The organism is Micromonospora sp. NPDC053740 (genome assembly GCF_040677775.1).
In the GTDB taxonomy this organism is placed as follows: domain Bacteria; phylum Actinomycetota; class Actinomycetes; order Mycobacteriales; family Micromonosporaceae; genus Micromonospora; species Micromonospora alfalfae.
In genome coordinates this window covers 253959-278299 of sequence record NZ_JBFASO010000005.1, presented here as the reverse complement: position 1 = coordinate 278299, position 24341 = coordinate 253959, and the positions used below count along the sequence as shown (strand labels likewise).

Sequence of the window (24341 nt, the reverse complement as noted above, 5' to 3'; positions counted from 1 at the left end):
GCCGGCGCCGCACCCCCGCCCGGGTGCGGCGCCGGACGGGGATCAACTGGTCGTCGTACAGGAGACCAGCGGAACCGGGTTGCTGCCGTTCCACGAGCCGAGGAAACCGAACGTGGTGCTCGCTCCGGCGGCAAGGGTGCCGTTGTGGTTCGCGTTACGTGCGGTGACAAGCGTGCCGTTGGTGCCGACCGTCGCGTTCCACGACGAGGTGACCTGCTGGCCGTTGTTGTAGTTCCAGCTCACCGACCAGCCCCGGGTCGGTGAACCGCCGGCGGTCACCTTCACCTCGGCCTGGAAGCCACCGGACCACTGACCGGTCACCTGGTACGTCGCGGTGCAGGCACCGGCCGGCGGCGGGGTGCTCGGCGGGGGCGTGGTCGGCGGCGGGGTGGTGGGCGGCGGGGTCGTCGGCGGGGGAGTGGTGGGCGGCGGGGTCGTCGATCCGCCGCCGAAGTCGACGTCGCTGCACAGGTAGTACGACTGGTCGAAGTGGCTGGCCTGCCAGACGGTGTAGACGATGTGCCGTCCGGTGCGTCCCGGCGCGCTGACCGGGATCTGGATCGAGACACCACCGGTGTCCTGGTCCCACTGCGAGGCCGGGGTGTTGCCGATCTGGCCCGCCAACTCCAGGTTCCCCCAGCCGAGCGGTTGGGTGGCGGAGTTGAAGCCCTGCTTGGTCACGTACACCCGGATGTAGTCGGCGCCGTGACTGGCCTGGTCGAAGAAGCGCAGCCGGAAGTTGTTCGACACCGCTGTGGTCTTCCAGGCGCCGACGGTGTCCAGTGCGTTGTAACGAGGGCTCTGGGTGCGTCCGCCGCTGCACAGTTGGCCGTCGGGGACGGCGGCCTGGTGGTTGCCCCCGACACCCTCGCGGAACAGGCCGTTCCAGTTCCACATGGCGGCCGGGTCGGCCTGCCAGGCCTGCCAGCACATCGGGTCCTCGGTGGCCATCCGAGGGTTCTGGAAGTCACCGCCCCAGCGTTGCCAGCAGCTGTAGTTGCGCGAGGCCGGGTCGACGACCGAACCATGCGCGGAGGCGGGCTTGGCCAGGATGGTGGTCAGTGCGGTCGCCGACAGGAGCGTGGCGGTCGCCGCGACGGCGAACAGCCAGAGCGCACGTCGTGATCGGGTGAGAGTGAACATGGAGCCCCCGGGGGGATGAGGTCGGACGTCGACACCCGGATCGTCGGGAGTTGCCCACTCCCGTGCCTGATCGCTGGCTCCCGCGATGGCGCTACCCGGCACCATGCCAGTTCGATCGTCAGCCGTCAATGGCCTCGCGTCGCATCGGCGTGTGCGGGATGCCGTCCTCGACGTACTCGGGGCCGCTGACCGCGAAGCCGTGCCGGGAGTAGAACGCGACCAGGTGCGACTGGGCCTCCAGCACGCACTGCCGGTTGCCCACCACCTCCAGCGCCGCCGTCATCAGTCGGCCGGCGTGTCCGCCGCCGCGCGCCGCCGGGGCGACCACGACCCGGCCGATCCGGGCGACACCGTCCGGGTCGGCCAGAATCCGCAGGTACGCCAGCGGCGCGCCGCCGTCGGTGAGCCAGATGTGCCGGGTGCCCGGCTCGACGTCCCGCCCGTCCAGCTCCGGGTACGGGCAGTTCTGCTCCACCACGAACACGTCGATGCGCAGTTTGAGCAGGTCGTGGAGGGTGCGGGCGGTCAGGTCGGCGAAGGAGGCCGTCCGGAGTTCGGTGGTCTGCTGGGGCACCCACCGATGGTAGGTCGGGCGTGTTCGCCTGGGTCCGCCCGGTCGGGTGCGAGGTAGGTGGCCGGGCGGGCGCGGTCAGGCCGGGCGGGCGCCGACGGCGTCGCGGATCTCGGCGCCCACCGCGCCCTCGACGGCGCGGGCGCAGTGCGCGCAGCAGAAGAAGCGGCCGTTGACCTCGACGCCGTGCCCGACGATCTTGACCTGGCAGTGCTCGCAGATCGGTGCCATGCGCTGGATCGCGCACTCGAACGAGTCGAAGGTGTGCACGTCGCCGCTGACCGTGTGCACCTCGAACGCCATCCAGTAGTCGTTGCCGCAGACCTCACAGGTTGCCACCGAAAACCTCCGTTAAGTGGACAAGTGCCTACAGAATCCCCCAGGCGGCTCCGCCCTGAGGGCGGAACGTCGATGCCTGGCCACTGCGGCGGCGTGTCGGCGTCGGCGTGTTGCCCGTTGTGCCAGGTGAACCGCCGTAACCCCCGGGAGGATCACCGTGATCAAGCGCAACAGGCTCTTCGGCAACCAGACCCGGGTCACCTTCTGTCTGCCCCGCGATGTCCCGCCCGGCCCGGTGAGCGTCGTCGGCTCCTTCAACGGCTGGCAGCCTGGTCGACACGAGCTGGTGGCCCGCCGCGACGGCACCAGGACGGTGACGGTGAAGCTGCCGCCGGGGGAGCACCGATTCCGTTACCTCGGCACCGGCGGCGTCTGGTTGGACGACGAGTCGGCCGACCAGGTCGACGACCGGGGCAGCCTGCTCCGGCTCGGTTAGAAAAACTGCCGCCATCGATGTATTTATCGATGAGAGTCTTTACTGTTAACAATGTTTAAATTACTTTGAGGGGCACCTCACCGCACCTGGAGAAGGAGCTGCCCCGATGCGTCGAAGAATCACCATCCCGCTGGTGGCGGCGGGCGCCGTCGCCGCCACCCTCACCGTCGCCGCCCCCGCGCAGGCGCACGGCTACGTCTCCGCCCCACCGAGCAGGCAGGCGCTCTGCGCGCAGGGCCGGGTGCCCGACTGCGGGCAGATCAAGTACGAGCCGCAGAGCGTCGAAGGGCCCAAGGGCCTGCGCAGCTGCAATGCCGGAATCGCCCAGTTCGCCGTCCTCAACGACGACAGTCGGGGCTGGCCGGCCACCTCGGTGGGCAGCTCACTGACCTTCACCTGGGTGAACACCGCCCGGCACGCCACCAGCAACTGGGAGTACTGGATCGGCAACACCCGGGTCGGCGTGGTGAACGGCAACGGCCAGCAGCCGGGCGCCACTGTGTCGCACAACGTCAATCTCGGCGGCTTCTCCGGCCGGCAGAAGATCCTCGCGGTGTGGAACATCTCCGACACGGCGAACGCCTTCTACTCCTGCATTGACGTGCAGATCGGCGGCGGAGGGTCGAACCCGACACCCACCCCCACCACCTCACCCACCCCACGGCCCACCCCGACCGCGACTCCGACCACTCCGCCAGCGCCGGGCGGCAGTTGGACGACGGGCCGGGCCTACCAGGTCGGCGACCAGGTCACCTACGGCGGAGCGACGTACCGCTGCCGGCAGGCGCACACCGCGATCCCGGGCTGGGAGCCGCCGAACGTACCGGCGCTCTGGCTCCAGGTCTGACCGCACGGGTGCGGCCCCTGGTCGCACCCGTGTCGCCGCTCTCGCGTGAACGGAGCAACCGGCATGCCCCGCCGTACCCCGCTGGTGTCCCTCGTCGCGGCTCTGCTGCTCACCGGAGCCTGCGCCGGACCGCCCACGTCGAGCCCGCCGGCCCTGCCGCAGCCGGCCCCCGCCTCCCCGGCCGGATCGACCGCGGCCGGGGACGCGGGCGTCGGGTCCGCGAGTGCCGGGCCCTCGATCGAGGCGGACGCGATGAGCGGGATCGACGTGGTGTTCCTGAGCACCATGGTCGGGCACAGCGAACGCACCCTCCAGATCGTCCGGCTGGCACGGGACCGGGTGCGCGACGACGCGCTGCGCACCCTGGCCGCCGCCGTCGAGGCGACCGAGGCCGACGAACTGGCCGCCATGCGCGGCTGGTTGCCCACGACCGGGCCGGGCGCCAGCGCGGCAGCACACCACCACGACGGACACGGCGACGACGCCGCGCTCGACCGGCTGCGGACCGCGCCGGACGCCGACGTCGACCGCGTGCTGCGCGACGTGCTCGCCGACCACCAGCGATCGGCCGCCGACCTGGCCCGATCCCACGTCGGCGTCGGCCGCAACGAGCAGGTCCGCGACCTGGCCCGGCGGATCGAGCAGTCCCGGACCGCCGAGGTCAAGCTGCTCAGGGGTACGCAGTGAGCGCAGTCACGCCCTGACCGGCGCTTTGGTCAGCGGGGTTCCAGCTTGATGGAGACCGAGTTGACGCAGTGCCGGGTGTCCTTCGGGGTGAAGCCCTCGCCGTGGAAGACGTGCCCGAGGTGACTGTCGCAGCGGGCGCAGCGGATCTCCGTACGGGCCATGCCGAGGCTGCGGTCCTCGATCTCCTTGACCCGGCCCGGGATGGCGTCGTCGAAGCTCGGCCAGCCGCAGTGCGAGTCGAACTTCGTGTCGCTGGAGAACAGCTCCAACCCGCAGGCGCGACAGTGGTAGACCCCCTGGGTCTTCGTGTCCACGTACTCGCCCGTCCACGGGCGTTCGGTGCCGGCCTCCCGTAGAACGTGGAACTCCTCGGGGGTCAGTCGGACCCGCCACTCTTCGTCGGTACGGGGCAGCTCGTTGTCGTCAAGACTCACCACCCAACGGTACGTCGAACGTCGGGGGCGTGGCATATGGTCGCGAGATGGCGGGCACCAAGGCAGCGGTCACCGAGGTCGAGGTGGCCGGGCACAGCGTACGGCTGAGCAGTCCGGATCGGGTGATCTTCCCGCAGCGGGGGTTCACCAAGGCGGACGTCTTCCACTACTACCTCGCGGTCGGCGACGGGATCATGCGTGCCCTGCGGGACCGGCCGACCACCCTCCAACGCTTCCCTGAGGGCGTCGAAGGCGAGGCGTTCTTCCAGAAGCGGGTGCCCACCCGGGGGGTGCCACAGTGGGTGACGACCGCGCAGATCACCTTCCCGAGCGGGCGGACCGCGGCGGAGCTCTGCCCGGCCGATCTGGCGCACGTGGCCTGGGCGGCGCAGATGGGCACCATCGTCTTCCACCCGTGGCCCGTGCGGGCCGCCGACGTCGACCGCCCCGACGAGCTGCGAATCGACCTGGACCCGCAACCCGGCACCGACTTCGCCGACGCCGCGCGGGCCGCCGGCGAGGTCCGCGCGCTCCTCGACGAGCTGGGCGCGACCGGCTGGCCGAAGACCTCCGGCGGCCGGGGCGTGCACGTCTACCTGCGCATCCAACCCCGCTGGACGTTCACCGAGGTGCGCCGGGCCACCATCGCGCTGGCCCGGGAGGTGGAGCGCCGCAACCCCGACCTGGTCACCACCGCCTGGTGGAAGGAGGAGCGCGGCACCCGGGTCTTCGTCGACTTCAACCAGATGGCGCGCGACCGCACCATCGCCTGCGCGTACTCGCTGCGGGCCAACGCGCGGGCCACCGTCTCGACCCCGGTCACCTGGGACGAGCTACCCGACGTCGACCCGGACGACTTCGACCTGCGCACCGTGCCAGCCCGGCTCGCCGAACGAGGTGATCCGCACGCCGGCATCGACGACGCGCCGTGGGACATCACCCCGCTGCTGGAGTGGGCCGAGCGGGACGCCGCGGCCGGCCAGGGCGACCTGCCGTACCCGCCGGACCACCCGAAGATGCCCGGCGAACCCAAGCGCGTGCAGCCGAGCCGTGCCAAGCGCACCCCGGACGACGACAGCGCCTGACCCCCTGCTGTCATGGCCTCGGCTGAGCCGTCGACGCCAGAAACCTGTCGAACAGCGCCCGTGGGTCGGGTGCTGGGTCGGGGTTGAGCTTGAGCAGGTCGGCCGTGATCGCCAATCAGCGGAACTTCCCGGAGCCGGTCGCCGTGCTGGCGATGGGAAAGCTCTGGCGGAGGTCGGACGTAATGGCGTGGATTCGGGAGCGCCGGCCGGGGCTGGCTGAGGGTTGACGAAGCCCTTTAACGGGTGGTCCGGCGCGACCGGAATTGTCGTACACCTGTTCTAGGCTTTGCTCGTGATCGATGAGTTGGTGCGGGCGGAGAGTGCGGTGGCGGCCTGCGTCGACGCCCCGGCCTGGGCCCTCTCCGAGCGCGATCTGATCGCGGCGCTCGACACCACCCACCGGCTACAGCAACGGCTGGCGGCAGCGCAGTTGGCGGTGGTCCGTGAACTGGACGGTCGAGGCACCGCGTTCGCGCAGGGCGCCTCCTCGACGACGGTGTGGTTGCGTCACCGCCTGCGACTCGACGTCTCCGCCGCCCGTCGGCTGGTCGGTCTCGCCGCCTCGCTCGACGTGGCCCCGCCCGGCGTACGCGACGCCCTGGCGAGCGGGGCGGTCAGCGTGGAGCAGGCCCGGGTCGTCGCCGACACGGCCGCCACTGTGACGGCGTCGGCGGGCGTCGAGGTGGCCGACAAGGCAGTCGGTGTGCTGGTCGGGTGGGCGGCGCAATTCGACCCCACCCTGCTGCGCCGGATGGGCACCCGGATCCTCGATCACGTCGCTCCCGACCTCGCCGACGCCGCCGCTGCGGCGGCCCTGGCCGCCGAGGCCGCCCGGGCCTCCCGCGATCGGCACGTCACCATCTCCGAGCAGACCGGCGGGCGGTTACGGCTCAGCGGCACCCTCGACGCGGAGGCCGCGGCACTCTTGCGTGCCGTCATCGACCCGCTGAGCGCACCCGCCGGGCCGGACGACACCCGTTGTGCCGGCCAGCGCCGCCACGACGCTCTCGCCGACGTGTGCCGGCTGGCGCTGCGTACCGGTGAACTGCCCGAGAACGGTGGCGACCCGGCCCAGATCGTCGTCACCACCGACCACGACGGGCTGGCGCGGCAGTTGGGTGCCGGTGCCCTCGACATCGGCCTGCGGCTCACCCCGGACGCGGTTCGCCGGCTTGCCTGCGACGCCGCCATCCTGCCCGCAGTGCTCGGCGGCGCCGGCCAGGTGCTCGACGTGGGCCGGCAACGCCGCCTGATCACCGGGCCGTTGCGGCGGGCGCTGGTGTTGCGCGACGGCGGCTGCGCCTTCCCCGGCTGCGACCGGCCGCCGCGATGGTGCGCCGCCCACCACATCCGGCACTGGGCCGACGGCGGCCCGACCAGCCTCGACAACGCGGTGCTGCTCTGCGGCCACCACCACCGGCACGTCCACCAGGCCGACTGGGTGGTCCGGCTCGGCGACGACGACCATCCGGAGTTCGTGCCGCCGGCCTGGCTCGACCCCGAGCAGGTTCCGCGCCGCAACCACTACCACCGACGAGCGTAGGGCGCGTTTCGCCGCCGCCGCCGCAGCCGCCGCAGCCGCAGCCGTCAGTCAGTCGATCAGTCGATCAGGTGGATCTTGTCGTGCCAGTCTCTGCCGCATGGCGGTGCGACCAGACGAGTTCTACGACCGCGCGGTCGCTGCCGCCGACGGCGTTGATCGAGTCCCACGGCGGTCACCGGCTGTCGGACCCGGCGGATAGCTTGCGTGCATGACGAGCGCCGAGCTGGATGAGTTGGTCGTCGCGGACGCCGACGCCCTACGCGCGTGGTTGTCGGCAAACCACGCCACGTCGCCCGGCGTGTGGCTCGCCCTGACCAGGAAGGGCGGCACCGTCACCACGGTGACCTGGCAACAGGCGGTCGACGAGGCCCTGTGCGTCGGCTGGATCGACGGGCAGGCCCGGAAGCGGGATGAGGAGTCCTCCTGGATCCGGTTCACCCCACGCCGGTCCCGCAGTTCGTGGTCCCAACGCAACGTCGCCAACGTGGCTCGGCTGGAGGAGCAGGGGCGCATGCTCCCGGCGGGCCGCGCCGCTGTGGATGCCGCGAAGGCGGACGGGCGGTGGGCGGCCGCCTACGCCCCGCCGTCGGAGGCGGAGGTGCCGGCCGATCTGCTCGCCGCCATCGCCGCCGAGCCCGCCGCCCAGGCCATGCTCGACGTGCTCACCAAGGCCAACCGGTTCGCTCTCATCCATCGCCTCAACGCCGTCAAGCGGGCGGAGACCCGCGAGCGCAAGATCGGCGAATTCGTCGCCATGCTGGCCCGGCACGAGACGTTCTATCCCCAGAAGGCGAAGCCGACGTCGTCGTGAGAGGCCTGAAGCAGTCGATTGACTTTCGATAGGTAACGAGCGAAACTCGATGCATGGTTACAGAGCATCGAGCGGTTGCCGCTCTCAGAGTTTTCCTCGTGGTGCTGTTCGGGGTCCTGGTCCTGTTTCAGACCTTCTCCCTGCCCGGGCAGTTCGCCCACATGGCCCAGGAATCGCCGCAGGACGCCTACCTCAGGTGGCCGGCAACGGTCGTGGCGGTGTTCTGGGTGCTGTGCGTCCAGATCGTCATCGTCGCGACCTGGAAGTTGCTCAGCCTGGTCAAGAGCGACCGCATCTTCACCGAAGCGTCCCTGAAGTGGGTGGACGCGATCGTCTGGGCCATCGCCGCCGCGTGGTTGGTGCTCGTGGGTGTCTTCCTCTACGTGGGGTTCAACGCCGACGACCCGGGGCTGCCGCTGCTGCTGTTCCTGCTCACCGTGGGTGTCAGCGTGCTGGGGCTTCTCATGGTGGTGATGCGGGCGCTGTTGCGGCAGGCCACCACCCTGCGGACCGACATGGAAGCGGTGATCTGATGCCCATCGTCGTCCGCATCGACGTGGAGTTGGCCAAGCGCAAGATGAGCGTCGGCGAGTTCGCCGAGCGCGTCGGGCTCACCCCCGCCAACGTGGCGGTGCTGAAGAACGGCCGCGCCAAGGCGGTCCGCTTCAGCACCCTCGAAGCGATGTGCCGAGTGCTCGACTGCCAACCCGGAGACCTGCTGGAGTGGGTCGAGGAGGAAACCGGATGAAGTACGTCCTGACCGTCGCCGCCGTTCTCGTGGTCGCCCTCGGCGTCGCCGGAATCGTGCACGGCGAGGCCGACGACTCGCCGGGTCTCCAACTCCTCGGCGTCGTGCTCGTACTCGGCGCGGTGGTGTTCGGCATCCGCAACATCCGAGGCGGCAGTTAGCCGCTCAGGCGCGCTGGCCGGCCTGAGCTGACCCCTCCCGCAATAACGATCATGTAACGGGCGCGAACCTTTCCCGGTAGGTGGCCTGTCTTGATGGTCGTCGGCCCGCCAGGGCCAGGGGAGGCGTCGGATGAAGCTGGTGTGGAGGCGGGCCCGCGAGGCGCGAGGGTTGCTGGTCGCAGCGGTGATCGCTGCCCTCGTCGCCGTCGCGTTGGTCACTGGGCTGTCCGACTACAACCGTCGGGCGGTGGACGCCGGGCAGCGGGCACTGGTCGGAGCCTCGCCCGCCGAGGAGCGCGGCCTTCTGGTCACCGGCTCGGGCGGGCGGGACGCGGCCGAGTTCGCCGCCCGGGACAAGGCGGTCCGGGCCGAGTTCGCCACCGGGCTCGGCGGCGTCCCGGTCAGTGTCACCGCCGCCCGTTACGGCACCGGCCGGGAACTGACCGGCGACCTCGGGCAGATCCCGCGTACGGCCGACGAACCGGTCTTCGCGAACCTGGCCACCCTCGCCGACCTCGCCAGCCACGCGGAGCTGACCAGCGGAGCCTGGCCCAGCCCCGGAGCGAACCCCGTCGAGGTGAGCCTGCCCGAGCGGGTCGCCGGCGCCCTCGGCCTGACCGTCGGCGAACGCGTCCCGGTGCGTGACCGGGCCACCGAACGACGCGGGGAACTGGTGCTCGCCGGCACCTGGCGGCCCCGCGACCCGGCGGACGCGTACTGGCTGCTGGCCCCCGGCGTGGGGGCGGGCAGCGTCGGTTCCGGCACCTCGTACGGGCCGTTCACGCTCGACCCGGCCGACTTCGCGGCCACCTTCCCGGGCTCAGTGTCGGCGTCCTGGCTGGCGCAACCGGACCTCGGTGGCGTCGACACCGCCGACCTGCCCGCCGTTCGGAAGGCCCTCACCGAGGCGGTCTCGGCCGTGCCCGAGGCCGCCCAACTGGGCAGCTCCGGGCAGACGGTGACCAAGATGCCGCAGTTGCTGGACCGGATCGGCCGCGCCGACCTGGTGGGTCGCTCGTCGCTGGCCACCCCGCTGCTGCTCATCCTGGTGCTCGCTGGTTACGCGCTGGTGCTGGTCGCCGCGCTGCTGCACGAGGACCGCCGCCCACAGACCGCGCTGCTGCGCGCCCGCGGGGCCGCCCGTCGGCAGTTGGCCGGCCTGGCCGCCCGTGAGGCGACCCTGGTGGTCGCCCCCGCCGCCGTGCTCGGTCCGCTGATCGCCGGTGAGGCGTTGCGGTACATCCGACCCGGCGGGTCGGGTGACGTCTACACCGCCGGCGGCAACACCACACTGGTCTGGGCGGCGGCAGCGGCCACCGCGGCCGGCTGCCTCGTCGCCATGGTCCTTCCGACGCTGCGTGGCGCCGGTACCTACGTCGCCGACATGGCGGCCCGATCCCGGCCGAACCGGTCCGCGAGCGTCCAACGCGCCAGCGTCGACCTGGTGCTCGTGGCGCTCGCCGTGCTCGCCTGGGTGCAGCTGCGCCGGTACGCCTCCCCGCTGGCCGGCTCGGGTGGACAGCTCGGGCTCGACCCGCTGCTGGTCGCAGCCCCGACGCTCGGCGTGCTGGCCGGTGCCGTACTGGCGTTGCGGGTGCTCCCGCCGCTCACCCGGTTCGCGGAGCGGTTCGTCGACCGACGTCCCTGGACCGCCACCATGTTCGGCATGTGGCAGGCCGGCCGGCGTCCCCACGCCGGCCCGGTGCTGCTGCTCGCCCTCGCCGTCGGCGGCAGCACACTGGCCTGGTCGCTGATCAGCACCGGCGAGCGGTCCCAGGTCGAGCAGGCCGGCCACACGGTCGGCGCGGACCTGCGGGTGACCGAACGGACCGGGGGCGCCCCACCGACCCGGGCCGCTGAACTCGCCGCGCTACCAGGCGTGGACCGGGTGCTGCCGGCGTGGCGCGACGAGATCCGGGTCGGGCGGGAGAACCTGCCGGCGACGGTGATCGGTGTCGACCCGGCCAGCGCCCCGGGCGTCGTCCGGCTCGCCGACCGGCTCGGGGACGGGTCGGCGTCGGAGCAGTACCAGCGCATGATCGATGAGCGCGGGGCCCCCGCCGGTGTCGAACTGCCAGCCGGGGCGCGGGCGATCACCGGCACGGTCCGTACCCCGGTGAGCAGCGCCGCGCGGTCGCTGAAGGTCGCGGTGACGCTGCTGGTCACCAGCTCCGACGGGCTCGCCCTGCGGCTGCCGGCGGCGAACGCCGACGGTGACGGCCGGGCCACCCGGTTCTCCGTACAACTGCCCGACGTGGACGGGGCGCGGCTGCGGCTGGCCGGGTTCGAAGCCGACGGCGGGCTGGCGGCCGGCAACGCCTACCGACTCCAGGTGGACGGGTTGGCGGTGGTCAACGCCGACGGCACCACCCGACCCGCCGAGCTGAGCGGCGACTGGGTGCTGGCGGCCCCCGGCGTGGCGTCCACGCCGGTGCAGACCGCCGGGGCCGGTTTCGCAGCGGTCCACGCCGTTGAGGTGATTCCCGGCGGGCAGTTCGCGTACCAACCGCCCACCCGGTTCTCCGTCGTGGCGGGCGGGGTGAGCAAGCCCGCGCCGGTGCTGATGACCCCCCAGGTACGCGAGGCACTGAGCCTGAACGTCGGCGACACCGTCGACCTCACGCTCTCCGGGGTGACGGTGCCGGTGCACCTGGTCGGCGAGTTGAGCGCCGTGCCGACGACCACCACCGCGGCCGGTGTGCTGCTGGACCTGCCGGCCGCTGTCGACGCGATGATCCGGAGCAGCGGCGCGGTGCGACAGGTACCCGAATGGTGGGTCGGCGCCGCCGACGCGAACGCCGCCGCCCAAGCGGTCAGCGCACTCCCGGGCGTCACGGTGCTCAACCGGGAGGCGGCCATCGAGGCGGCCGCCGACGACCCGTACTGGCGCGGCTCGCGTACCGGGATGCTCGCCGCCGCGCTCGGCGCGGTGCTGCTCGCCCTCGTCGGCCTGATGGTGGACGTGTGGGCCACCGCCCGGCGTCGGCTCGGCGAGTTCGCGGTCCTGCACACCCTCGGCGCCACGCCCCGGCTGATGGCCCGGGCGCTGCTCGCCGAACAGACGTTCCTCGCCGGCATCGGCGTCGGCGTCGGGCTGTTACTCGGCACCGCGGTCGGCGCGACGATGGCCCCACTGGTCATCCTCACCCCGGCCGCCGGCCGGCCGATCCCCCCGGCGGCGTTCGTGCTGCCCTGGGTGCCGATCGGCCTGACCGCTGCCGGTCTGCTGCTGGCGGCCCTCGCCTTCAGCGCGTTCATCGCCACCGGCATCCGTCAGCGGGTGGCGGCGGTGCAGCTGCGAATCGGGGGAGAACGATGAGCGTCGGGGCGGCCGTCCGGCGGGTCCGGGCGTACGGGGGTCAGTTCCTGCTGCTGGCGGTGCTGACACTGGTGGTCACGCTGCTGATCAGTGGAGTGCCCCGGCTGGTCAACCGGCTCGCCGAACAGGGGCTGCGAGCGCAGCTCAACAGCGAGCCGGCCGCACGCCGGGACCTCTCGTACACCACCAGCATTGAGCCCGCGACCTCGCGGCGGACGGCGATGGGCGACGCCGCCGAACGGTTCGACGCCCTGGCCGCCGAGATGCCGCCGCCGGTGCGTTCGGCAGTGACCGAGCGGTGGTACAGCGTCGAGACCGCCGCGGCCCGCGTGGTCGGACCGGACCTGGCGGCCCGCAACCTGCTGGTCGACATGAGCCTGCGGGCCATGCCCGACATTCAGGGCGCGAGCACCCTGGTCGAGGGGGCGTGGCCGAGCGAGACGTACGTTCCCGACCGGCCGATCGAGGTGGCGCTCGACGTCGACGTGGCCCGCAAGCTCAACCTGCGCGCCGGCAGCCAACTGCGCATCGGCAACACCGACGACAAGGGCAGACTCATCAGCGGTGCCCCGCTGGCGGTGACCGGGCTGTTCCGCCCGGTCGATCGCGCCAACGGCATCTGGGACGGGCTCCCGCAGCTGCTGCGGATCATCGAACCGCAGGGTGATGGCCAGCCGTTCGTCATCGTCGGCGTCGTCGCGCAGTCGCCCCTCAACAAGCGTGCCGCCGAGGGCTGGCCGATCCAGTCCAACTGGCGGTACCGACTGGGCGTCGACCGGATCGACGCCCGCGAGCTGGACCAGATAATCGACGGCCTTCAGGTGATGCAGCGCAACCGGCCGGCGGGGATCACCCTGACCCAGGGCGCCGACGTTCCGTTGCGCGCGTTCGCCGCCCAGATCGACGCCGTCCGGACCCTGCTCGCGGTGATCGCGGCCGGCGTCCTGGCCACCCTGGCGGGGCTCATAGTGCTCGCGGCCAGTCTCGCCACCAGGCGGCGTCGCTCGGAGTTCGCGCTGCTGCGTGCCCGTGGGGGCGGGGCCACCGCCGGCGCCCGGCGCAGCCTCGCCGAGTCGGTGCTGGTGGTGCCGATCGCCGCCGTGCTGGGCTGGTGGCTGGGCACGCTGTTCCCCGGTGCCCCGGATCCCACCACGCCGTACGTCATCGGCGTGGCAGTTCTCGTCACGCTGGCACTGCCGTTGGCGACGCTGGCCGTACCGGCCGGGGGAGCGGGGCGCCGGGACCTGATCCGGGTGCGCCCGTCGGCCCGTCGGCTCACCGTCGAGGTCTCCCTGTTGCTCCTGGCCGGGCTCGCGGCGGTGCTGCTGCGTCGGCGGGGCCTGACCCTCGGCGAGGTGGACCCGCTACTCGTGTCGGTGCCGGTGCTCCTCGCGGTCGCGGCGGCGGTGCTGGCGCTGCGCGCGTACCCGTGGCCGTTGTTGCTGGTCAGCCGGCTGGCCGCGCGTACCCGGGGCAGCGTGGCGTTCCTCGGCACGGCCCGCGCCGGCCGCGCGGCGGTCGCCGCCCCGCTGGTGGTGGTGGTGCTGGCGATCGGCACCGCGGCGTTCTGCGCGGTAGTGGCCGCCGGCGTCGACGCGAGCAGGGAACGGGCCGCCGCGCAGATCGTGCCCGCCGACGCGGTGATCCGTGGCGAACGCTTCGCACCCGACACCATCGACGAACTGGGCCGCCTGCCCGGGGTCCGGGCCGTCACCCGGGTGCTGTTCGAGGACGACGAGCGGTTCGCCTCCGACGAGGCCGGCACCGACGCCTTCATCGAGCAGACGGACGTGCTGCTTGTCGACGGCTCGGGGTTGGACACCGTCGCCCGCCAGTCCCAGGTGGACGTGTCGGTTCCGGCCGCGCTGCGCACCGCCGGACCCGGCCCGGGTCCGCTGCCGGCGATCGTCTCACCGGCGGTCGCCGCCGACCTGGCGAAGGCCGGTCTGGACGACTCCGCCTTCATCGTGGTGCAGGGCCAGCGGTACGAGTTCCGGGTGGCCGGCACCGCTGACGGGTTCCCGATGTTGGCGGCGAACACCAGCCGGTTCGTGATCCTGCCCTGGCAGGCCCTGCCGACGCGTACCACCACACCCGTGCCGACCAGCCTGCTGATCGCCGGGGACTCGCTGGACGCCGAGGCGCTGCGCGTCGCCGGCGACCAGGGGCAGGAGCGCTACCAGCGGGGCGGCACGGTCACCGGTCGGGAACGGCTGATCGGCGTCACCGTCGACACCAGGGCGGACGTCCGCCGGGACCTTGGCCAGGGCGGGGCGAACGGAGTGCTGGCCTTAGGGTTCGTGGCCGGCGCCGCTGGCGGCACGGTGCTCGGGCTGTTGGCCATCGCGTTCACGGTGTTGGCCGGCGCGCGTGCCCGGGGCCAGGTGCTGTCCCGGCTGCGTACCCTCGGCCTGTCCCGCCGGCAGTGGCGCGGGCTGCTGCTGGTCGAGTTGACCCCGCTGGTAGCGGTGTCGGTGCTGACCGGCGCGCTCGTCGGCGCGGTGCTGCCCCTGCTACTCAACCCGGTGCTCGGCCTGTCCGCGTTCACCAGTGGTGTGCCGGTTCGGGTGGCCTTCGAGCCCAGCCTGGTCGCCGCGGTGCTCGCGCTCGGGGCCGTCGCCCTCGGCTTCGCGGTCGCCGTCGAGGCCCTGAACAACCGCCGGTTGCGCCTCGGAGAGGTGCTTCGGCTCGGAGAGGAGAGCTGAGATGACCGCTACCGCCCAGACTCCACTGGTGCCTGACCTGGCCGCCCTGCAACAGCGGGCCGCACAACGCGCCGCCGAGCGGGCCGGCGGGCAGGACCGCCTACGCGGGCACATCGTCTGCGACGGCCTGGTGCGCATCTTCAAGACCGAGGGGGTGGAGGTGGTCGCCCTGCAGGGGCTCGACCTGGTCATCGACCGGGGTGAGCTGGTGGCGATCGTCGGTGCCTCCGGTTCGGGCAAGTCGACACTGCTCAACATCCTCTCCGGCCTGGACACCCCGACCGCCGGTATCGCCCGGGTGGCCGACTACGACCTGCTCTCGCTCTCCGCGAAGCGGCGGCTGAGCTACCGCCGGCAGTTGGTCGGGTTCGTCTGGCAGCAGACCGGCCGCAACCTGCTGCCGTACCTCAACGCGCTGGAGAACGTCGAGCTGCCGATGCAGTTGGCGGGCAAGCGCAGCGCCAAGGCCCGCCGGGCGCGGGCCCGGGAACTGCTCGACCTGGTCGGCGTGGGCTACTGCGCCGACCGGCGGCCGGGCCAGCTCAGCGGCGGCGAGCAGCAGCGGGTCGCGGTGGCGGTGGCGGTGGCCAACGACCCGGAGGTCCTCTTCGCCGACGAGCCGACCGGTGAGCTGGACGAGGCGACCGGCGCGGACGTCTTCGCGGCGCTGCGCACCATCAACGCGGAACTGGGCGTCACCATCGTGGTCGTCACCCACGACCACGCCGTGGCCACGCAGGTCCGCCGGACCGTCGCGATCCGCGACGGCCGGACCGCCTCCGAGGTACGCCGGACCGCGCGGATCGACGCGGACGGCAACACCGAGCTGGTCAGCGAGGAGTACGCGGTGCTGGACCGCAACGGTCGGATGCAGCTACCCGCCGCGTTCGTCGACGCGCTCTCGCTGAAGGAGCGGGTCCGACTCGACCTGGAGCCGGACCACGTGCAGGTACGGCCCGGCAACCGGGCCTCGGACGATCGGGGGGCGCGGGCATGAGCCGGCAGGACATGGTGGTGACCGGAGCGGCAGGTTTCGGCGGTGCGCCAGCGGCGCACCCCGACGAGGTGGTCCGGGTCAGTGGGGTCAGCCGGACCTTCGGTCGTGGTGAGCACGCCGTGCACGCGGTGCGGGACGTGTCGTTCACCGCCAACCGGGGCGAGTTGGTCGCCATCCGAGGTCGGTCCGGGGCCGGCAAGACCACGCTGCTGAACCTGATCGGCGGGCTGGACCGGCCGGACAGCGGCCAGGTGGTGGTGGCCGGGCACGAGGTCACCTCGGCCGGGGAGGCGGAGTTGCTGCGGCTGCGCCGGGGCACCGTCGGGTTCGTGTTCCAGACCTTCGGGCTGGTGCCGATCCTCTCCGCCGCCGAGAACGTGGGCGTGCCGTTGCGGCTGGCGCAGGTGCCGGCCGCGGAGCGGGAGGAGCGCGTCGCTGTGCTGCTGGAACTGGTCGGCCTGGGCGGGCACGCCGCGCAGCGCCCGTACGAACTCTCCGGTGGCCAGCAGCAGCGGGTCGCGGTGGCGCGTGCGTTGGCCAACGAGCCGGACCTGCTCATCGCCGACGAGCCCACCGGTCAGCTCGACTCGGAGACCGGCCGGTCCATCATGGACCTGCTGCGCGCGGTGGTGCACGCCCGCGGCATGACGGCGCTGGTGGCCACCCACGACCCGGCCCTCATCGATCTCGCCGACCGGGTGCTCGTCCTGCGCGACGGCCGCCTGGTCGACGGCTGACCGCCATCGAACTGCTGCCCGACGCTGTCCCACGCCCGCCGTGCGGCAGTTGGGCGGCGGGTGGCTGGGCGGCGGATGGTGGTCGGCGGGTGGTGGTCCGCGCTCGCTGTGGAGCTGATGTCGTCAACGAATCGCCGGACGGTGACTCGTCTACGACATCAGCTCCACAGCCTACGTATGGCGGTAGGGCGAGGGAGTTCCCCTACTGCGTCTGATCGGGCCGGTCATGTGTGGGCCGGTCGATCCTGGGTTGGTCGGTGCGCTTCTGGCCGTCGGGAAGAGACCCGGCGAGCGGGATCAGCAGGCAGCCCAGCAGGGCGAGGAGAAGACCGGCACCCGGCCCCGTCGAGATCAACTCGTGTTCGACGTAGGGGTCCACGGCCTCGAAATACCAGTACGCCCCGGTGAGGCTGCCGCAGGCGAGCACGTTGGAGATGAGCATTCCCAGGCTGGCCTGCCGCCAGACCCAGCGGGCCGGGCCGGTGTTGGCGAGCGACAGCACCGCGAACACGGCGGCGGTCACCGCGAACGGCAGCGCCCAGCCGAGCACTCTCGAACCCGGAGTGGTTTCCGTCCGGTCCAGGTAGACACCGCGCCAGGCGGGCAGCCAGAACGCGACGATGACCAGGAGGACGGCGGGTCAGAGCGCGAGTTTCATGCCCTCGTGGCTGGCCACGAAGCCGAGGCCCAGGTAGAAGCGGTGCGCGTCCGCGCGGGTTTTGTCGGTGGTGAGCTGCACCAGTGCGCAGCCACGCTCACGGGCCTGGTCGACGGCCCAGGTCATCAGCTGTCGGCCCAGCCCCTGACCACGCCGGTCGGAGCGGACCCGCACCGACTCGATCAGGGACCGTTCGCTGCCGTGCCGACCCAGACCCGGGATGTAGGTGATCTGCAGGCAGCCGACCGTCTCGCCATTCTGCTCGGCCACGATGAGCTGGTTGCGCGGATCGGCGCTGATGTCCGCGAACGCCTTCTCGTACGCCTCGTCGACCTCGGTGAAGTCGCGGGCCTTCCCCAGGACGTCGTCGGCGAGAAGGGCGATGACGGCGGGCAGGTCGGCCCGGACCGCCTCCCGGTAGGTCACGTCGCTCATGCTGGTGATCCTGGCACAGCGAAACCCAACCCAACCAGTCAGCGGGCCGGGCAGCGCTGCCCTTCCGGTGGCACCGTCAGGTCGATCAGGTAGGCGTCGACAGCGTTGGTGATGCAGGAGGTCTGCGGATACGCGGTGTGGCCCTCGCCCTCCCAGGTGAGCACCCGGCCGACGCCCAGCATCGAGGCGAGCCGTGGGGTCTGCTCGTACGGCGTCGCCGGGTCGCCGGTGGTGCCGACCACCACGATCGGCGGCGCGCCGTTCGCCTTGCCCGTCGGGTACGGGTCGCGCCCGCCCGGCCACTCCACGCAGCTCAGCATGCCGACCGCCAACGCCGGCCCGAACAGTGGGTATTTCCCGCGCCACTCGGACTGCAACCGGCGGATCTGCTCCCGGCTCGGCTTCTCCGTCTCGTCGGCGCAGTTGATGGCCAGGTTGGCGTCGAACAGGTTCGAGTAGTGCCCGTCGTTCTCCCGGCCGGCGTACGCGTCGGCGAGCCGGAACACGTCCTTCGGGTCGCCCTCGGCGAGCTTGTCGATCGCCTGGGCCAGCTCCTGCCAGCCGGATTCGGTGTAGAGCGAGGAGATGACGGCGTAGAAGACCCAGCCGCTGGTGGCCTCCCGCCCGTCGGCGCCGCGTACCGGGGAGACCTTGGCCTTGTCGATGGCCGAGGTGACAGCGGCGCGGGCGTCCGGTGCGATCGGGCAGCGGCCGGCGTTCGCCGCGCACCAGCGGGTGAAGTTGGTGAAGGCCCGTTCGAAGCCGCGGGCCTGGCTCTCCGAGCCCTCGACCAGTCGCTGCTGCGGGTCGACAGCGCCGTCGAGCACCAGCGCCCGCACCCGCTGCGGGTAGAGCTGGGCGTACGTGGCACCGAGCAGGGTGCCGTACGAGTAGCCCAGGTAGGTGAGCTTGTCGTCGCCCACTGCGGCGCGTACCGCGTCCATGTCGCGGGCGGCCTGCTCGGTGCCGTACAGCGGCAACTGGTCGCCGTAGCGGTCGCCGCAGCCGCGCCCGATCCGCTGGCTCAGGCCGACGAAGCCGTCGAATGCCGACTGGCTCGCCGGATCCGGATCGAAACCGAAGCTGGCGTCCAGGTCGGCGTCGGAGATGCACTTCACCGGGCTGGACCGGGCGACCCCGCGCGGGTCGAAGCCGACGATGTCGAAGCGCTCGGTGATCGAGGCGGGCAGCCCGCCGAACTGGGGGCCGAAGGAGAGGTAGACGGCGGTGTCGACACCGGAACCACCCGGACCACCCGGGTTGATCACCAACGAGCCCACCCGGTCGCGCTGCTTGGTGGAGCGGGCGCGCAGCAGGGCGATCTCGAAGGTCTGCCCGGCGCCTGGGCCGGCGCTCGCCCCGCCGCCGGTGCCCCAGTCACGGGGCACCGCGATCCGGGTGCACTCGTAGCGCATGTTCGGTGCGCTCCGCCCGACCAGTTCGTCGGGCACCTCCGGGCAGGGCCGCCAGTTCGGTGCGCTGCCGGTCGGGGTGGCCGCGCCCTCCACCTCGGTGCGCGGCGCGAACGCCGGCAGCGTGCAACCCGCGGTGAGCAGCGCGGCGACGACGAAGGCGGCCAGAGTGCGACGGGCCCGGCGGCGGGACGCCATCCGAGGCTGGTCGGCGGTGCGGGTCACGTGGTCCTCCGGAATCGGGTCGACGGCCAGGCTACGCCGAGCCGGTGGCGGCTCGGTCCACGGTGGCCGTCGGGTCGCCGCGCAGCACCTGATCCACGTCGAAGCGGATCGGCCGGTCGAGTTGGTCGTAGCGGCAGGACCGGGGGTCGCGGTCCGGGCGCCACCGGACGAACTGCGCGGTGTGCCGGAACCGTTCACCCTCCATGGCGTCGTAGCCCACCTCGACCACCAGCTCGGGGCGCACCGGCTCCCACTCCAGGTTCTTCGTGCCGGTCCACCGGCTGACCCCACCCGGGATGCGTTGGCCACGCTCGTGGTCGCCGTGCACCCAGGGGTGCACACCGCCGGTGTCCCGATAGGGCGCCAGCTCGTCGAGCAACTCGGCGCGGCGGGCCATGCTGAACGACGCGCTCACGCCCACGTGGTGCAGCACCCCGGCGTCGTCGTACAGGCCGAGCAGCAGCGAGCCCACCACCGGGCCGGACTTGTGCCAGCGGAAGCCGGCCACCACAGCGTCAGCGGTGCGGGCGTGCTTGACCTTGAACATCAGTCGCTTGCCCGGCTCGTACGGCAGATCGGCCGGCTTGACGATCAGACCGTCCAGCCCGGCGCCCTCGAAGACGTCGAACCAGCGCCGCGCCGTGTCCGGGTCGGTGGTGACCTGGGTGACGTGCACCGGCGGGCGTACCCCGGCCAGCGCTTCGACCAGCCGCTCCCGGCGGCGCGGGTAGGGCTGGTCGAGCAGTGCCTCGTCACCGATCGCCAGCAGGTCGAACGCGACAAAGTCGGCCGGGGTGGTCTCGGCCAGCATCTTCACCCGGGACGCGGCCGGGTGGACCCGCTGGGCCAGCAGCTCGAAGTCGAGCCGGGGCTGGCCGCTCGGCCCGTCGCGCCGAATCACGATCAGCTCCCCGTCGACAGCGCACCGCTCCGGAAGCTGCCGGCGGGCCTGCTCGACCACCTCGGGGAAGTAGCGGGTCATCGACTTGCCGCCCCGGCTGGCCAACTCGACCTCGTCGCCGTCGCGGAACACGATGCACCGGAACCCGTCCCACTTGGGCTCGTAGGTCACCCCGGGCGTGGTGGGCAGCTTGGGAACGCTCTTGGCCAGCATCGGCTCGACCGGCGGGTTGATCGGCAGGTCCACGCCGACCAGTCAATCAGACGGTGCCGACAGTCGTGAGGCAGATCACCGTGGACGACGGGGCGGCGTGTCCGCCTACGCGTCGCTCGTCCCCACCGGGCGAATCGAATAACCCCAGCTCAGAGCTACTTTCGCGAGGTGTCCGAGTGGGTCTGTGACTGCTGCGGGCGGTGGCGGGTGAGCGTCGAGCTGATCCGGGGCCGCTACCGCTTCCGGCTGACCCGCCGCTACCCGCAACGGTTCGGCGGCGGCCGGAACGTGCTCGGCGAGGTCGGTTCGGTGCCCGAGTTGGAGGAGCTGTTGCGTCGGCGTACCCCGCTCACACTGGCCGACCTGCACGAGGCCGCCTGACCCGGGCGGCGGCGTGTGGCCGGGAACCTTCGGGTGCCGGGCCCAGGTGCCTCCACTGAGGAGGGACGGCGCTTGAAGGTCGGTGTCACACTGCTCCCGGCGGCCTCGTCTGCACCCGTGGTGGTGCCGAGCGGCGTCGCCGGGGAGGGGACGCCATGCGGTTCGAGGCCGATACCGAAGTCGCCGCGAAAGCCGAGCAGATCTGGGCGGTGCTGGTCGACGTGCCCCGCTGGCCCGAATGGACGGGCTCGGTGACCCGGGCCGAGCGGGGGGAGTCGGGTCCGCTGACCGTCGGCGCGACAGCACGACTGACCCAGCCGAAGCTGCGGCCGGCGCTCTGGCAGGTCACCGAGCTGACCGAGGAGCGGGAGTTCGTCTGGGTCTCCGCCGCGCCGGGTGTGCGGACCACTGGGGAGCACCGGCTGCTGCCGCTGCCCGACGGTCGTACCCGCGTCGAGCTGGTCATCGACCAGTCCGGCCCGCTGGCCGGCCTGATCGGCTGGCTCTACGGCGGGCTGTTCCGCCGCTACGTGCGGATGGAGGCCGACGGGCTCAGGCGTCGCTGCGAGCGGAGCTGACGGCCGGCTTCTCCAGCACTGCCAACGAGATGCCGTTCGGGTCCGGGCGGTGCGCCACGATCCGGTAGCCGTGCCGCTGGTACAACCGCAGGTTGCGCCCGCTGTCCGCCCCGGTGAACAGGGTGAAGCGGGCCGCCCGGCCGGCGCAGACCCGCTCGATGGCGGTGAGCAGTTGCGCCCCGACACCCCGCCCCTGCTGGTCCGGAGCGACCGACAGACGGCCGACGTGCGCGGTGTCCCCGTCCAGGTGGGCCCGCACCGAGCCGACCAGCCGGTGACCCAACCGGGCGGCGAGCACGGTGCTCGGACCGGTCAGCACCGTCACGACCTCGTCCAACGTCTCGGTCAGCGGAGGCAGGAACGGATCGTTGTAGTGCTGCGCCTCGCTCAGGTACGCGGCACGCTGCACCGTGAGGATCTCGCCGGCGTCCACGACACCGGCCGGAACGATGCTCGCCTCGGCGTTCATCCGGGCAGCACACCACAGCGGCCGTTGTCATCGACGGGCGGCCCGACCGCGCCGGCCGTACCCTGACCCGTGTCCGGTCGAGGTCGAGGGGGCAACGGTGGCCGAGCTGACGTACCCGGAGGTGGGGTCGACCCGGCACGGGCCGCTGCCCGGCGGGTACCACCACCTGCGCCACCGGTATCCGTTGCCCGGCGGCTCCTTCGAGACCGCCGCCGACGCGGTGCTGAGCTGGCGGCTGCACCGCGCCGCTGGCGTCCGGATTCGCACCGACGCGCCGCGAGCCACCACCGGTGTGCTGGTGACCTCCGGCCTCGGCGTCGGTCCGGCCCGCCTCTGGGGGCCCTGCCAGGTGGTCTGGAGCGAGGACTCGCCCACGCTCGCCGGTTTCGGCTACGGCACCCTGCCCGGGCACCCGGAGCGGGGCGAGGAGGCGTTCGAGGTCGTCCGCGACGACACCGGCGCGGTCTGGTTCGAGGTCCGTGCGTTCAGCCTGCCGGACCGCTGGTTCACCCGCGCCGGAGGCCCGGCGGTACGGGCCGTGCAGCACGCGTACGCCTGGTGGCTCGGCCGTACCCTGCGTCGGCTCTGCGCGGGTCGCTGAAACACCTGGCGCTGGAGCGACTCAGAACCTGGCGAACGAGCGGATCGGGGCGCGCGGGCCGTACTTCGGCGCCCGGATGCCGGCCGCCTCCAGCAGCAGACAGACCCGGCCCCGGTGACCTCGGAACGGCTCCAGCAGGGCCATCATCCGGGCATCGTCGCCCCTCGGTTCGCCAGCGAGCGCCCAGGCCACCGTGTTCGGGATGTGGTAGTCGCCGACGCTGACCGCGTCCGGGTCGCCGTACGCGATCCGGACCACCTCGGCGGCCGTCCACGGCCCGATGCCGGGGATCGCGGTCAGCCGGCGGGTGGCGTCGGTGGCGTCGGTGCTGCGCTCCAGACGGTCGGCGAGCGCGGCGGCGCGACGGAGCGTGTCGGCGCGCCGCTGCTCCACCCCGAACGGGTGGAACACCCAGTACGGGGCCGCGGCCACGGTGGCTGCCGCGGGCGGCAGGAGCAGCGGCTGCAACGGGCCGGGAGCCGGCTCCCGGAAGTGCCGCACCATCGCCGCGTACGCCCGGTAGGCCTCCTTGCCGGTGACCTTCTGCTCGAAGACCGCGCGTAGCAGTCGGGGGAACACCTCCCCGGTCGCGGGCATCCGCAGGCCCCGGTGCTCCCGGGCCAGCCGGGCGACCAACGGGTGCGCCGCTGCCAGCTCGGTGAAGCCGGTCAGGTCGTCGCGCAGCCCCGCGATCGCGTCGGCGCGGGCGAGGACGTGCTCGGCGCCCGGCCCGTACCCCTCCGCGAGCAACTCGCCGCCAGCCGGTCGCAGCGCGAGCGTGGCCGGACCGTCCGGGGTGCGGGTGGCCCACCAGAAGGTGCCGGCCGCCACCCGGGCGCACGGATCGTACGGGCTGAAGGTGAGCGCGCGGACCGAGGCGGTCAGCCGGTAGCCGACCGGTGGGCGCAGCACCCTGGTCGCGGCGGGTTCGGTCTCGGTCACCCCGCTACTCTGCCAGGTCACGGTGGGGGTTGACGACCGCCGTACCGGTCCGGCCCGGGAACCCGCCCCGGACACGACGGTGGCCGGCCGCGCCCTCCCCGGCGACGACCGACCACCGTGCCCTCGTGGGCGACCAGGCTCAGTACGAGTAGCCCGCGCCCCCGGCGTCGTTCGAGCCGCTGTCCGCCGGCGGTGCGACCGCCTTGGGCGTGCCCTTGGGCAGGCAGCTCAGGTTCTTCTTGCCGTCCGGCTGGACCACGAACCAGGTGCCACCGACAGCCTGGCCCTTCCACTGGCCGGGCTTCTTGTCACCGATATAGCGGTAGACCGGCCAGCCGCCGACGGTGAGCTGCCGGGTGCCGTCCTGCCGGGTCACGCTGCTGACCTTGTCGTCCGAGACGCCGGTGAGTTCCGGGTTGCCGTCGGTCAGTGCCGGGGGCCACACCTCGGCGCACTTGTCGACGCAGTTCGACGACGGCGGGTCGGCGGTGTCCTTGTCGAAGCGGTACAGGATCCAGCCGTCCTGGTCGGTGACCACCTTGCCCATCCGGGCGACACTCTTACCGACCAACTTCTCGGTCAGGTCGACGTCCGCGGGCGGGGCGTCGGCGGCGGGCGCCTCCGCGGAAGCCGAGGCCTCAGGTTCAACCGTCGCGGTGGGCTCGGCCGCGGCGACGGCGACCGGCTCGGCCGCGCTCGAGTTCGCCCCGTCGTAACCCGCGGGAGCGCAGGCCGTTAGTGCGACCATCGCGCTCGCGACGATGACGGTCCGCTTCATCTGTGCCACGTGCCCTCCTCATTCTTGACAGTTCACCCATAGGTACGGCGGGCAGGCTGTCAAGGTTGAAGTAGTAACAGTGGTCAATTTCACGTAATCCGATTGAACCGTTTCCCGCCGCCATGCGTACGCCCCCGCGAGGGACCCTTCACGCAACGACAGATCGGCGCCGGTCATTGTGGCAA

At 72.3% G+C, this 24341-nt stretch carries 27 protein-coding genes; 16 read left to right on the top strand and 11 right to left on the bottom strand.

Annotated features, from left to right (window positions below; genetic code table 11):
- Positions 1-42: 42 nt before the first annotated feature.
- From AB0K35_RS16450 to AB0K35_RS16440, 3 genes are all read right to left on the bottom strand, one after another.
- The gene (locus AB0K35_RS16450) at positions 43-1143 is read right to left on the bottom strand and encodes a lytic polysaccharide monooxygenase (protein WP_363885971.1); all 1101 of its coding nucleotides are present in this window, start codon (positions 1141-1143) and stop codon (positions 43-45) included.
- Between the two features lie 118 nt (positions 1144-1261).
- Positions 1262-1717, bottom strand: coding sequence for a GNAT family N-acetyltransferase (locus AB0K35_RS16445; RefSeq protein ID WP_238671879.1), 456 nt, complete (start codon positions 1715-1717; stop codon positions 1262-1264).
- 75 nt (positions 1718-1792) lie between these two features.
- A complete protein-coding gene (locus tag AB0K35_RS16440; RefSeq protein ID WP_091400670.1) occupies positions 1793-2053 on the bottom strand; it encodes a Prokaryotic metallothionein in 261 nt (86 codons plus the stop codon).
- A 157-nt stretch (positions 2054-2210) separates the two neighbouring features.
- On the opposite strand from AB0K35_RS16440, the gene AB0K35_RS16435 reads away from it, so the two are divergent.
- From AB0K35_RS16435 to AB0K35_RS16425, 3 genes are all read left to right on the top strand, one after another.
- Complete coding sequence (locus AB0K35_RS16435) at positions 2211-2489, top strand: isoamylase early set domain-containing protein (protein ID WP_238671880.1); 279 nt, start codon at positions 2211-2213, stop codon at positions 2487-2489.
- A gap of 106 nt (positions 2490-2595) precedes the next feature.
- On the top strand, positions 2596-3336 hold the full coding sequence (locus tag AB0K35_RS16430; RefSeq protein WP_238671881.1) for a lytic polysaccharide monooxygenase: 741 nt from the start codon (positions 2596-2598) through the stop codon (positions 3334-3336).
- A 63-nt stretch (positions 3337-3399) separates the two neighbouring features.
- Positions 3400-4023 carry a DUF305 domain-containing protein gene (locus AB0K35_RS16425; protein ID WP_238671882.1) on the top strand — a complete coding sequence of 208 codons (624 nt, stop codon included), beginning with the start codon at positions 3400-3402 and terminating at the stop codon, positions 4021-4023.
- A 29-nt stretch (positions 4024-4052) separates the two neighbouring features.
- Here AB0K35_RS16425 and msrB read toward each other — a convergent pair whose 3' ends face one another.
- On the bottom strand, positions 4053-4457 hold the full coding sequence (gene msrB, locus AB0K35_RS16420; RefSeq protein WP_030336225.1) for a peptide-methionine (R)-S-oxide reductase MsrB: 405 nt from the start codon (positions 4455-4457) through the stop codon (positions 4053-4055).
- 47 nt (positions 4458-4504) lie between these two features.
- Here msrB and ligD point away from each other — a divergent pair, with 47 nt between their 5' ends.
- The 10 genes from ligD to AB0K35_RS16370 all read left to right on the top strand — a co-directional run bounded on the left by ligD (position 4505) and on the right by AB0K35_RS16370 (position 16563).
- Complete coding sequence (gene ligD, locus AB0K35_RS16415) at positions 4505-5542, top strand: non-homologous end-joining DNA ligase (RefSeq protein WP_357365210.1); 1038 nt, start codon at positions 4505-4507, stop codon at positions 5540-5542.
- Positions 5543-5834: 292 nt separating this feature from the next.
- A complete protein-coding gene (locus tag AB0K35_RS16410) occupies positions 5835-7085 on the top strand; it encodes a DUF222 domain-containing protein (RefSeq protein WP_363885965.1) in 1251 nt (416 codons plus the stop codon).
- A gap of 208 nt (positions 7086-7293) precedes the next feature.
- A complete protein-coding gene (locus AB0K35_RS16405; protein ID WP_357365215.1) occupies positions 7294-7896 on the top strand; it encodes a YdeI/OmpD-associated family protein in 603 nt (200 codons plus the stop codon).
- Positions 7897-7994: 98 nt separating this feature from the next.
- Positions 7995-8429, top strand: a complete 435-nt coding sequence (locus AB0K35_RS16400; protein ID WP_238671886.1) for a DUF2975 domain-containing protein — start codon at positions 7995-7997, stop codon at positions 8427-8429.
- Positions 8429-8644 (top strand): helix-turn-helix transcriptional regulator, encoded by a 216-nt coding sequence (locus AB0K35_RS16395; RefSeq protein ID WP_238671887.1) that lies wholly within the window; start codon positions 8429-8431, stop codon positions 8642-8644. Before AB0K35_RS16400 ends, AB0K35_RS16395 begins: the two co-directional genes overlap by 1 nt.
- Positions 8641-8805, top strand: a complete 165-nt coding sequence (locus AB0K35_RS16390) for a hypothetical protein (protein WP_238671888.1) — start codon at positions 8641-8643, stop codon at positions 8803-8805. The genes AB0K35_RS16395 and AB0K35_RS16390 overlap by 4 nt, the downstream gene beginning before the upstream one ends.
- 130 nt (positions 8806-8935) lie before the next feature.
- Complete coding sequence (locus tag AB0K35_RS16385) at positions 8936-12124, top strand: ABC transporter permease (RefSeq protein WP_363885962.1); 3189 nt, start codon at positions 8936-8938, stop codon at positions 12122-12124.
- Entirely contained in the window at positions 12121-14829 is a 2709-nt protein-coding gene (locus AB0K35_RS16380) for an FtsX-like permease family protein (RefSeq protein ID WP_363885959.1), read from the top strand. The genes AB0K35_RS16385 and AB0K35_RS16380 overlap by 4 nt, the downstream gene beginning before the upstream one ends.
- A 1-nt stretch (position 14830) precedes the next feature.
- On the top strand, positions 14831-15826 hold the full coding sequence (locus AB0K35_RS16375) for an ABC transporter ATP-binding protein (RefSeq protein ID WP_238671891.1): 996 nt from the start codon (positions 14831-14833) through the stop codon (positions 15824-15826).
- An 11-nt stretch (positions 15827-15837) separates the two neighbouring features.
- Positions 15838-16563, top strand: a complete 726-nt coding sequence (locus AB0K35_RS16370; RefSeq protein ID WP_357365429.1) for an ABC transporter ATP-binding protein — start codon at positions 15838-15840, stop codon at positions 16561-16563.
- Positions 16564-16765: 202 nt separating this feature from the next.
- Here the strand turns inward: AB0K35_RS16370 and AB0K35_RS16365 are convergent, their stop codons facing one another.
- The 4 genes from AB0K35_RS16365 to AB0K35_RS16350 form a co-directional block, all read right to left on the bottom strand.
- On the bottom strand, positions 16766-17113 hold the full coding sequence (locus tag AB0K35_RS16365) for a hypothetical protein (protein WP_363885957.1): 348 nt from the start codon (positions 17111-17113) through the stop codon (positions 16766-16768).
- 90 nt (positions 17114-17203) lie between these two features.
- Positions 17204-17656, bottom strand: a complete 453-nt coding sequence (locus AB0K35_RS16360; RefSeq protein WP_238671893.1) for a GNAT family N-acetyltransferase — start codon at positions 17654-17656, stop codon at positions 17204-17206.
- A gap of 38 nt (positions 17657-17694) precedes the next feature.
- Positions 17695-19266 (bottom strand): alpha/beta hydrolase, encoded by a 1572-nt coding sequence (locus AB0K35_RS16355; RefSeq protein WP_363886149.1) that lies wholly within the window; start codon positions 19264-19266, stop codon positions 17695-17697.
- 58 nt (positions 19267-19324) lie between these two features.
- The gene (locus AB0K35_RS16350; RefSeq protein ID WP_357365224.1) at positions 19325-20440 is read right to left on the bottom strand and encodes an ATP-dependent DNA ligase; all 1116 of its coding nucleotides are present in this window, start codon (positions 20438-20440) and stop codon (positions 19325-19327) included.
- A gap of 135 nt (positions 20441-20575) precedes the next feature.
- Between AB0K35_RS16350 and AB0K35_RS16345 the strand changes: the two genes are divergently transcribed.
- Positions 20576-20788 carry a hypothetical protein gene (locus AB0K35_RS16345; RefSeq protein WP_030488637.1) on the top strand — a complete coding sequence of 71 codons (213 nt, stop codon included), beginning with the start codon at positions 20576-20578 and terminating at the stop codon, positions 20786-20788.
- 155 nt (positions 20789-20943) lie between these two features.
- On the top strand, positions 20944-21366 hold the full coding sequence (locus AB0K35_RS16340) for an SRPBCC family protein (protein ID WP_238671895.1): 423 nt from the start codon (positions 20944-20946) through the stop codon (positions 21364-21366).
- On the opposite strand, the gene AB0K35_RS16335 is transcribed toward AB0K35_RS16340, so the two are convergent.
- Entirely contained in the window at positions 21341-21835 is a 495-nt protein-coding gene (locus AB0K35_RS16335; RefSeq protein ID WP_363885954.1) for a GNAT family N-acetyltransferase, read from the bottom strand. The two genes, AB0K35_RS16340 and AB0K35_RS16335, sit on opposite strands and share 26 nt — an antisense overlap.
- 97 nt (positions 21836-21932) lie before the next feature.
- Between AB0K35_RS16335 and AB0K35_RS16330 the strand changes: the two genes are divergently transcribed.
- Positions 21933-22436 carry a DUF1990 domain-containing protein gene (locus tag AB0K35_RS16330; RefSeq protein ID WP_363885952.1) on the top strand — a complete coding sequence of 168 codons (504 nt, stop codon included), beginning with the start codon at positions 21933-21935 and terminating at the stop codon, positions 22434-22436.
- A gap of 21 nt (positions 22437-22457) precedes the next feature.
- Here AB0K35_RS16330 and AB0K35_RS16325 read toward each other — a convergent pair whose 3' ends face one another.
- Complete coding sequence (locus AB0K35_RS16325) at positions 22458-23378, bottom strand: DNA-3-methyladenine glycosylase 2 family protein (RefSeq protein ID WP_363885950.1); 921 nt, start codon at positions 23376-23378, stop codon at positions 22458-22460.
- Positions 23379-23517: 139 nt separating this feature from the next.
- A complete protein-coding gene (locus tag AB0K35_RS16320; protein WP_238671899.1) occupies positions 23518-24165 on the bottom strand; it encodes a hypothetical protein in 648 nt (215 codons plus the stop codon).
- Positions 24166-24341 lie beyond the last annotated feature (176 nt).

Excerpts from the sequence above, each read along its gene's own strand:
- AB0K35_RS16450 (WP_363885971.1), bottom strand. The coding sequence starts at position 1,143 with ATGTTCACTCTCACCCGATCACGACGTGCGCTCTGGCTGTTCGCCGTC.
- AB0K35_RS16430 (WP_238671881.1), top strand. The coding sequence starts at position 2,596 with ATGCGTCGAAGAATCACCATCCCGCTGGTGGCGGCGGGCGCCGTCGCC.
- AB0K35_RS16425 (WP_238671882.1), top strand. The coding sequence starts at position 3,400 with ATGCCCCGCCGTACCCCGCTGGTGTCCCTCGTCGCGGCTCTGCTGCTC.
- ligD (WP_357365210.1), top strand. The coding sequence starts at position 4,505 with ATGGCGGGCACCAAGGCAGCGGTCACCGAGGTCGAGGTGGCCGGGCAC.
- AB0K35_RS16405 (WP_357365215.1), top strand. The coding sequence starts at position 7,294 with ATGACGAGCGCCGAGCTGGATGAGTTGGTCGTCGCGGACGCCGACGCC.
- AB0K35_RS16395 (WP_238671887.1), top strand. The coding sequence starts at position 8,429 with ATGCCCATCGTCGTCCGCATCGACGTGGAGTTGGCCAAGCGCAAGATG.
- AB0K35_RS16390 (WP_238671888.1), top strand. The coding sequence starts at position 8,641 with ATGAAGTACGTCCTGACCGTCGCCGCCGTTCTCGTGGTCGCCCTCGGC.
- AB0K35_RS16385 (WP_363885962.1), top strand. The coding sequence starts at position 8,936 with ATGAAGCTGGTGTGGAGGCGGGCCCGCGAGGCGCGAGGGTTGCTGGTC.
- AB0K35_RS16380 (WP_363885959.1), top strand. The coding sequence starts at position 12,121 with ATGAGCGTCGGGGCGGCCGTCCGGCGGGTCCGGGCGTACGGGGGTCAG.
- AB0K35_RS16375 (WP_238671891.1), top strand. The coding sequence starts at position 14,831 with ATGACCGCTACCGCCCAGACTCCACTGGTGCCTGACCTGGCCGCCCTG.
- AB0K35_RS16370 (WP_357365429.1), top strand. The coding sequence starts at position 15,838 with ATGGTGGTGACCGGAGCGGCAGGTTTCGGCGGTGCGCCAGCGGCGCAC.
- AB0K35_RS16360 (WP_238671893.1), bottom strand. The coding sequence starts at position 17,656 with ATGAGCGACGTGACCTACCGGGAGGCGGTCCGGGCCGACCTGCCCGCC.
- AB0K35_RS16355 (WP_363886149.1), bottom strand. The coding sequence starts at position 19,266 with ATGGCGTCCCGCCGCCGGGCCCGTCGCACTCTGGCCGCCTTCGTCGTC.
- AB0K35_RS16340 (WP_238671895.1), top strand. The coding sequence starts at position 20,944 with ATGCGGTTCGAGGCCGATACCGAAGTCGCCGCGAAAGCCGAGCAGATC.
- AB0K35_RS16335 (WP_363885954.1), bottom strand. The coding sequence starts at position 21,835 with ATGAACGCCGAGGCGAGCATCGTTCCGGCCGGTGTCGTGGACGCCGGC.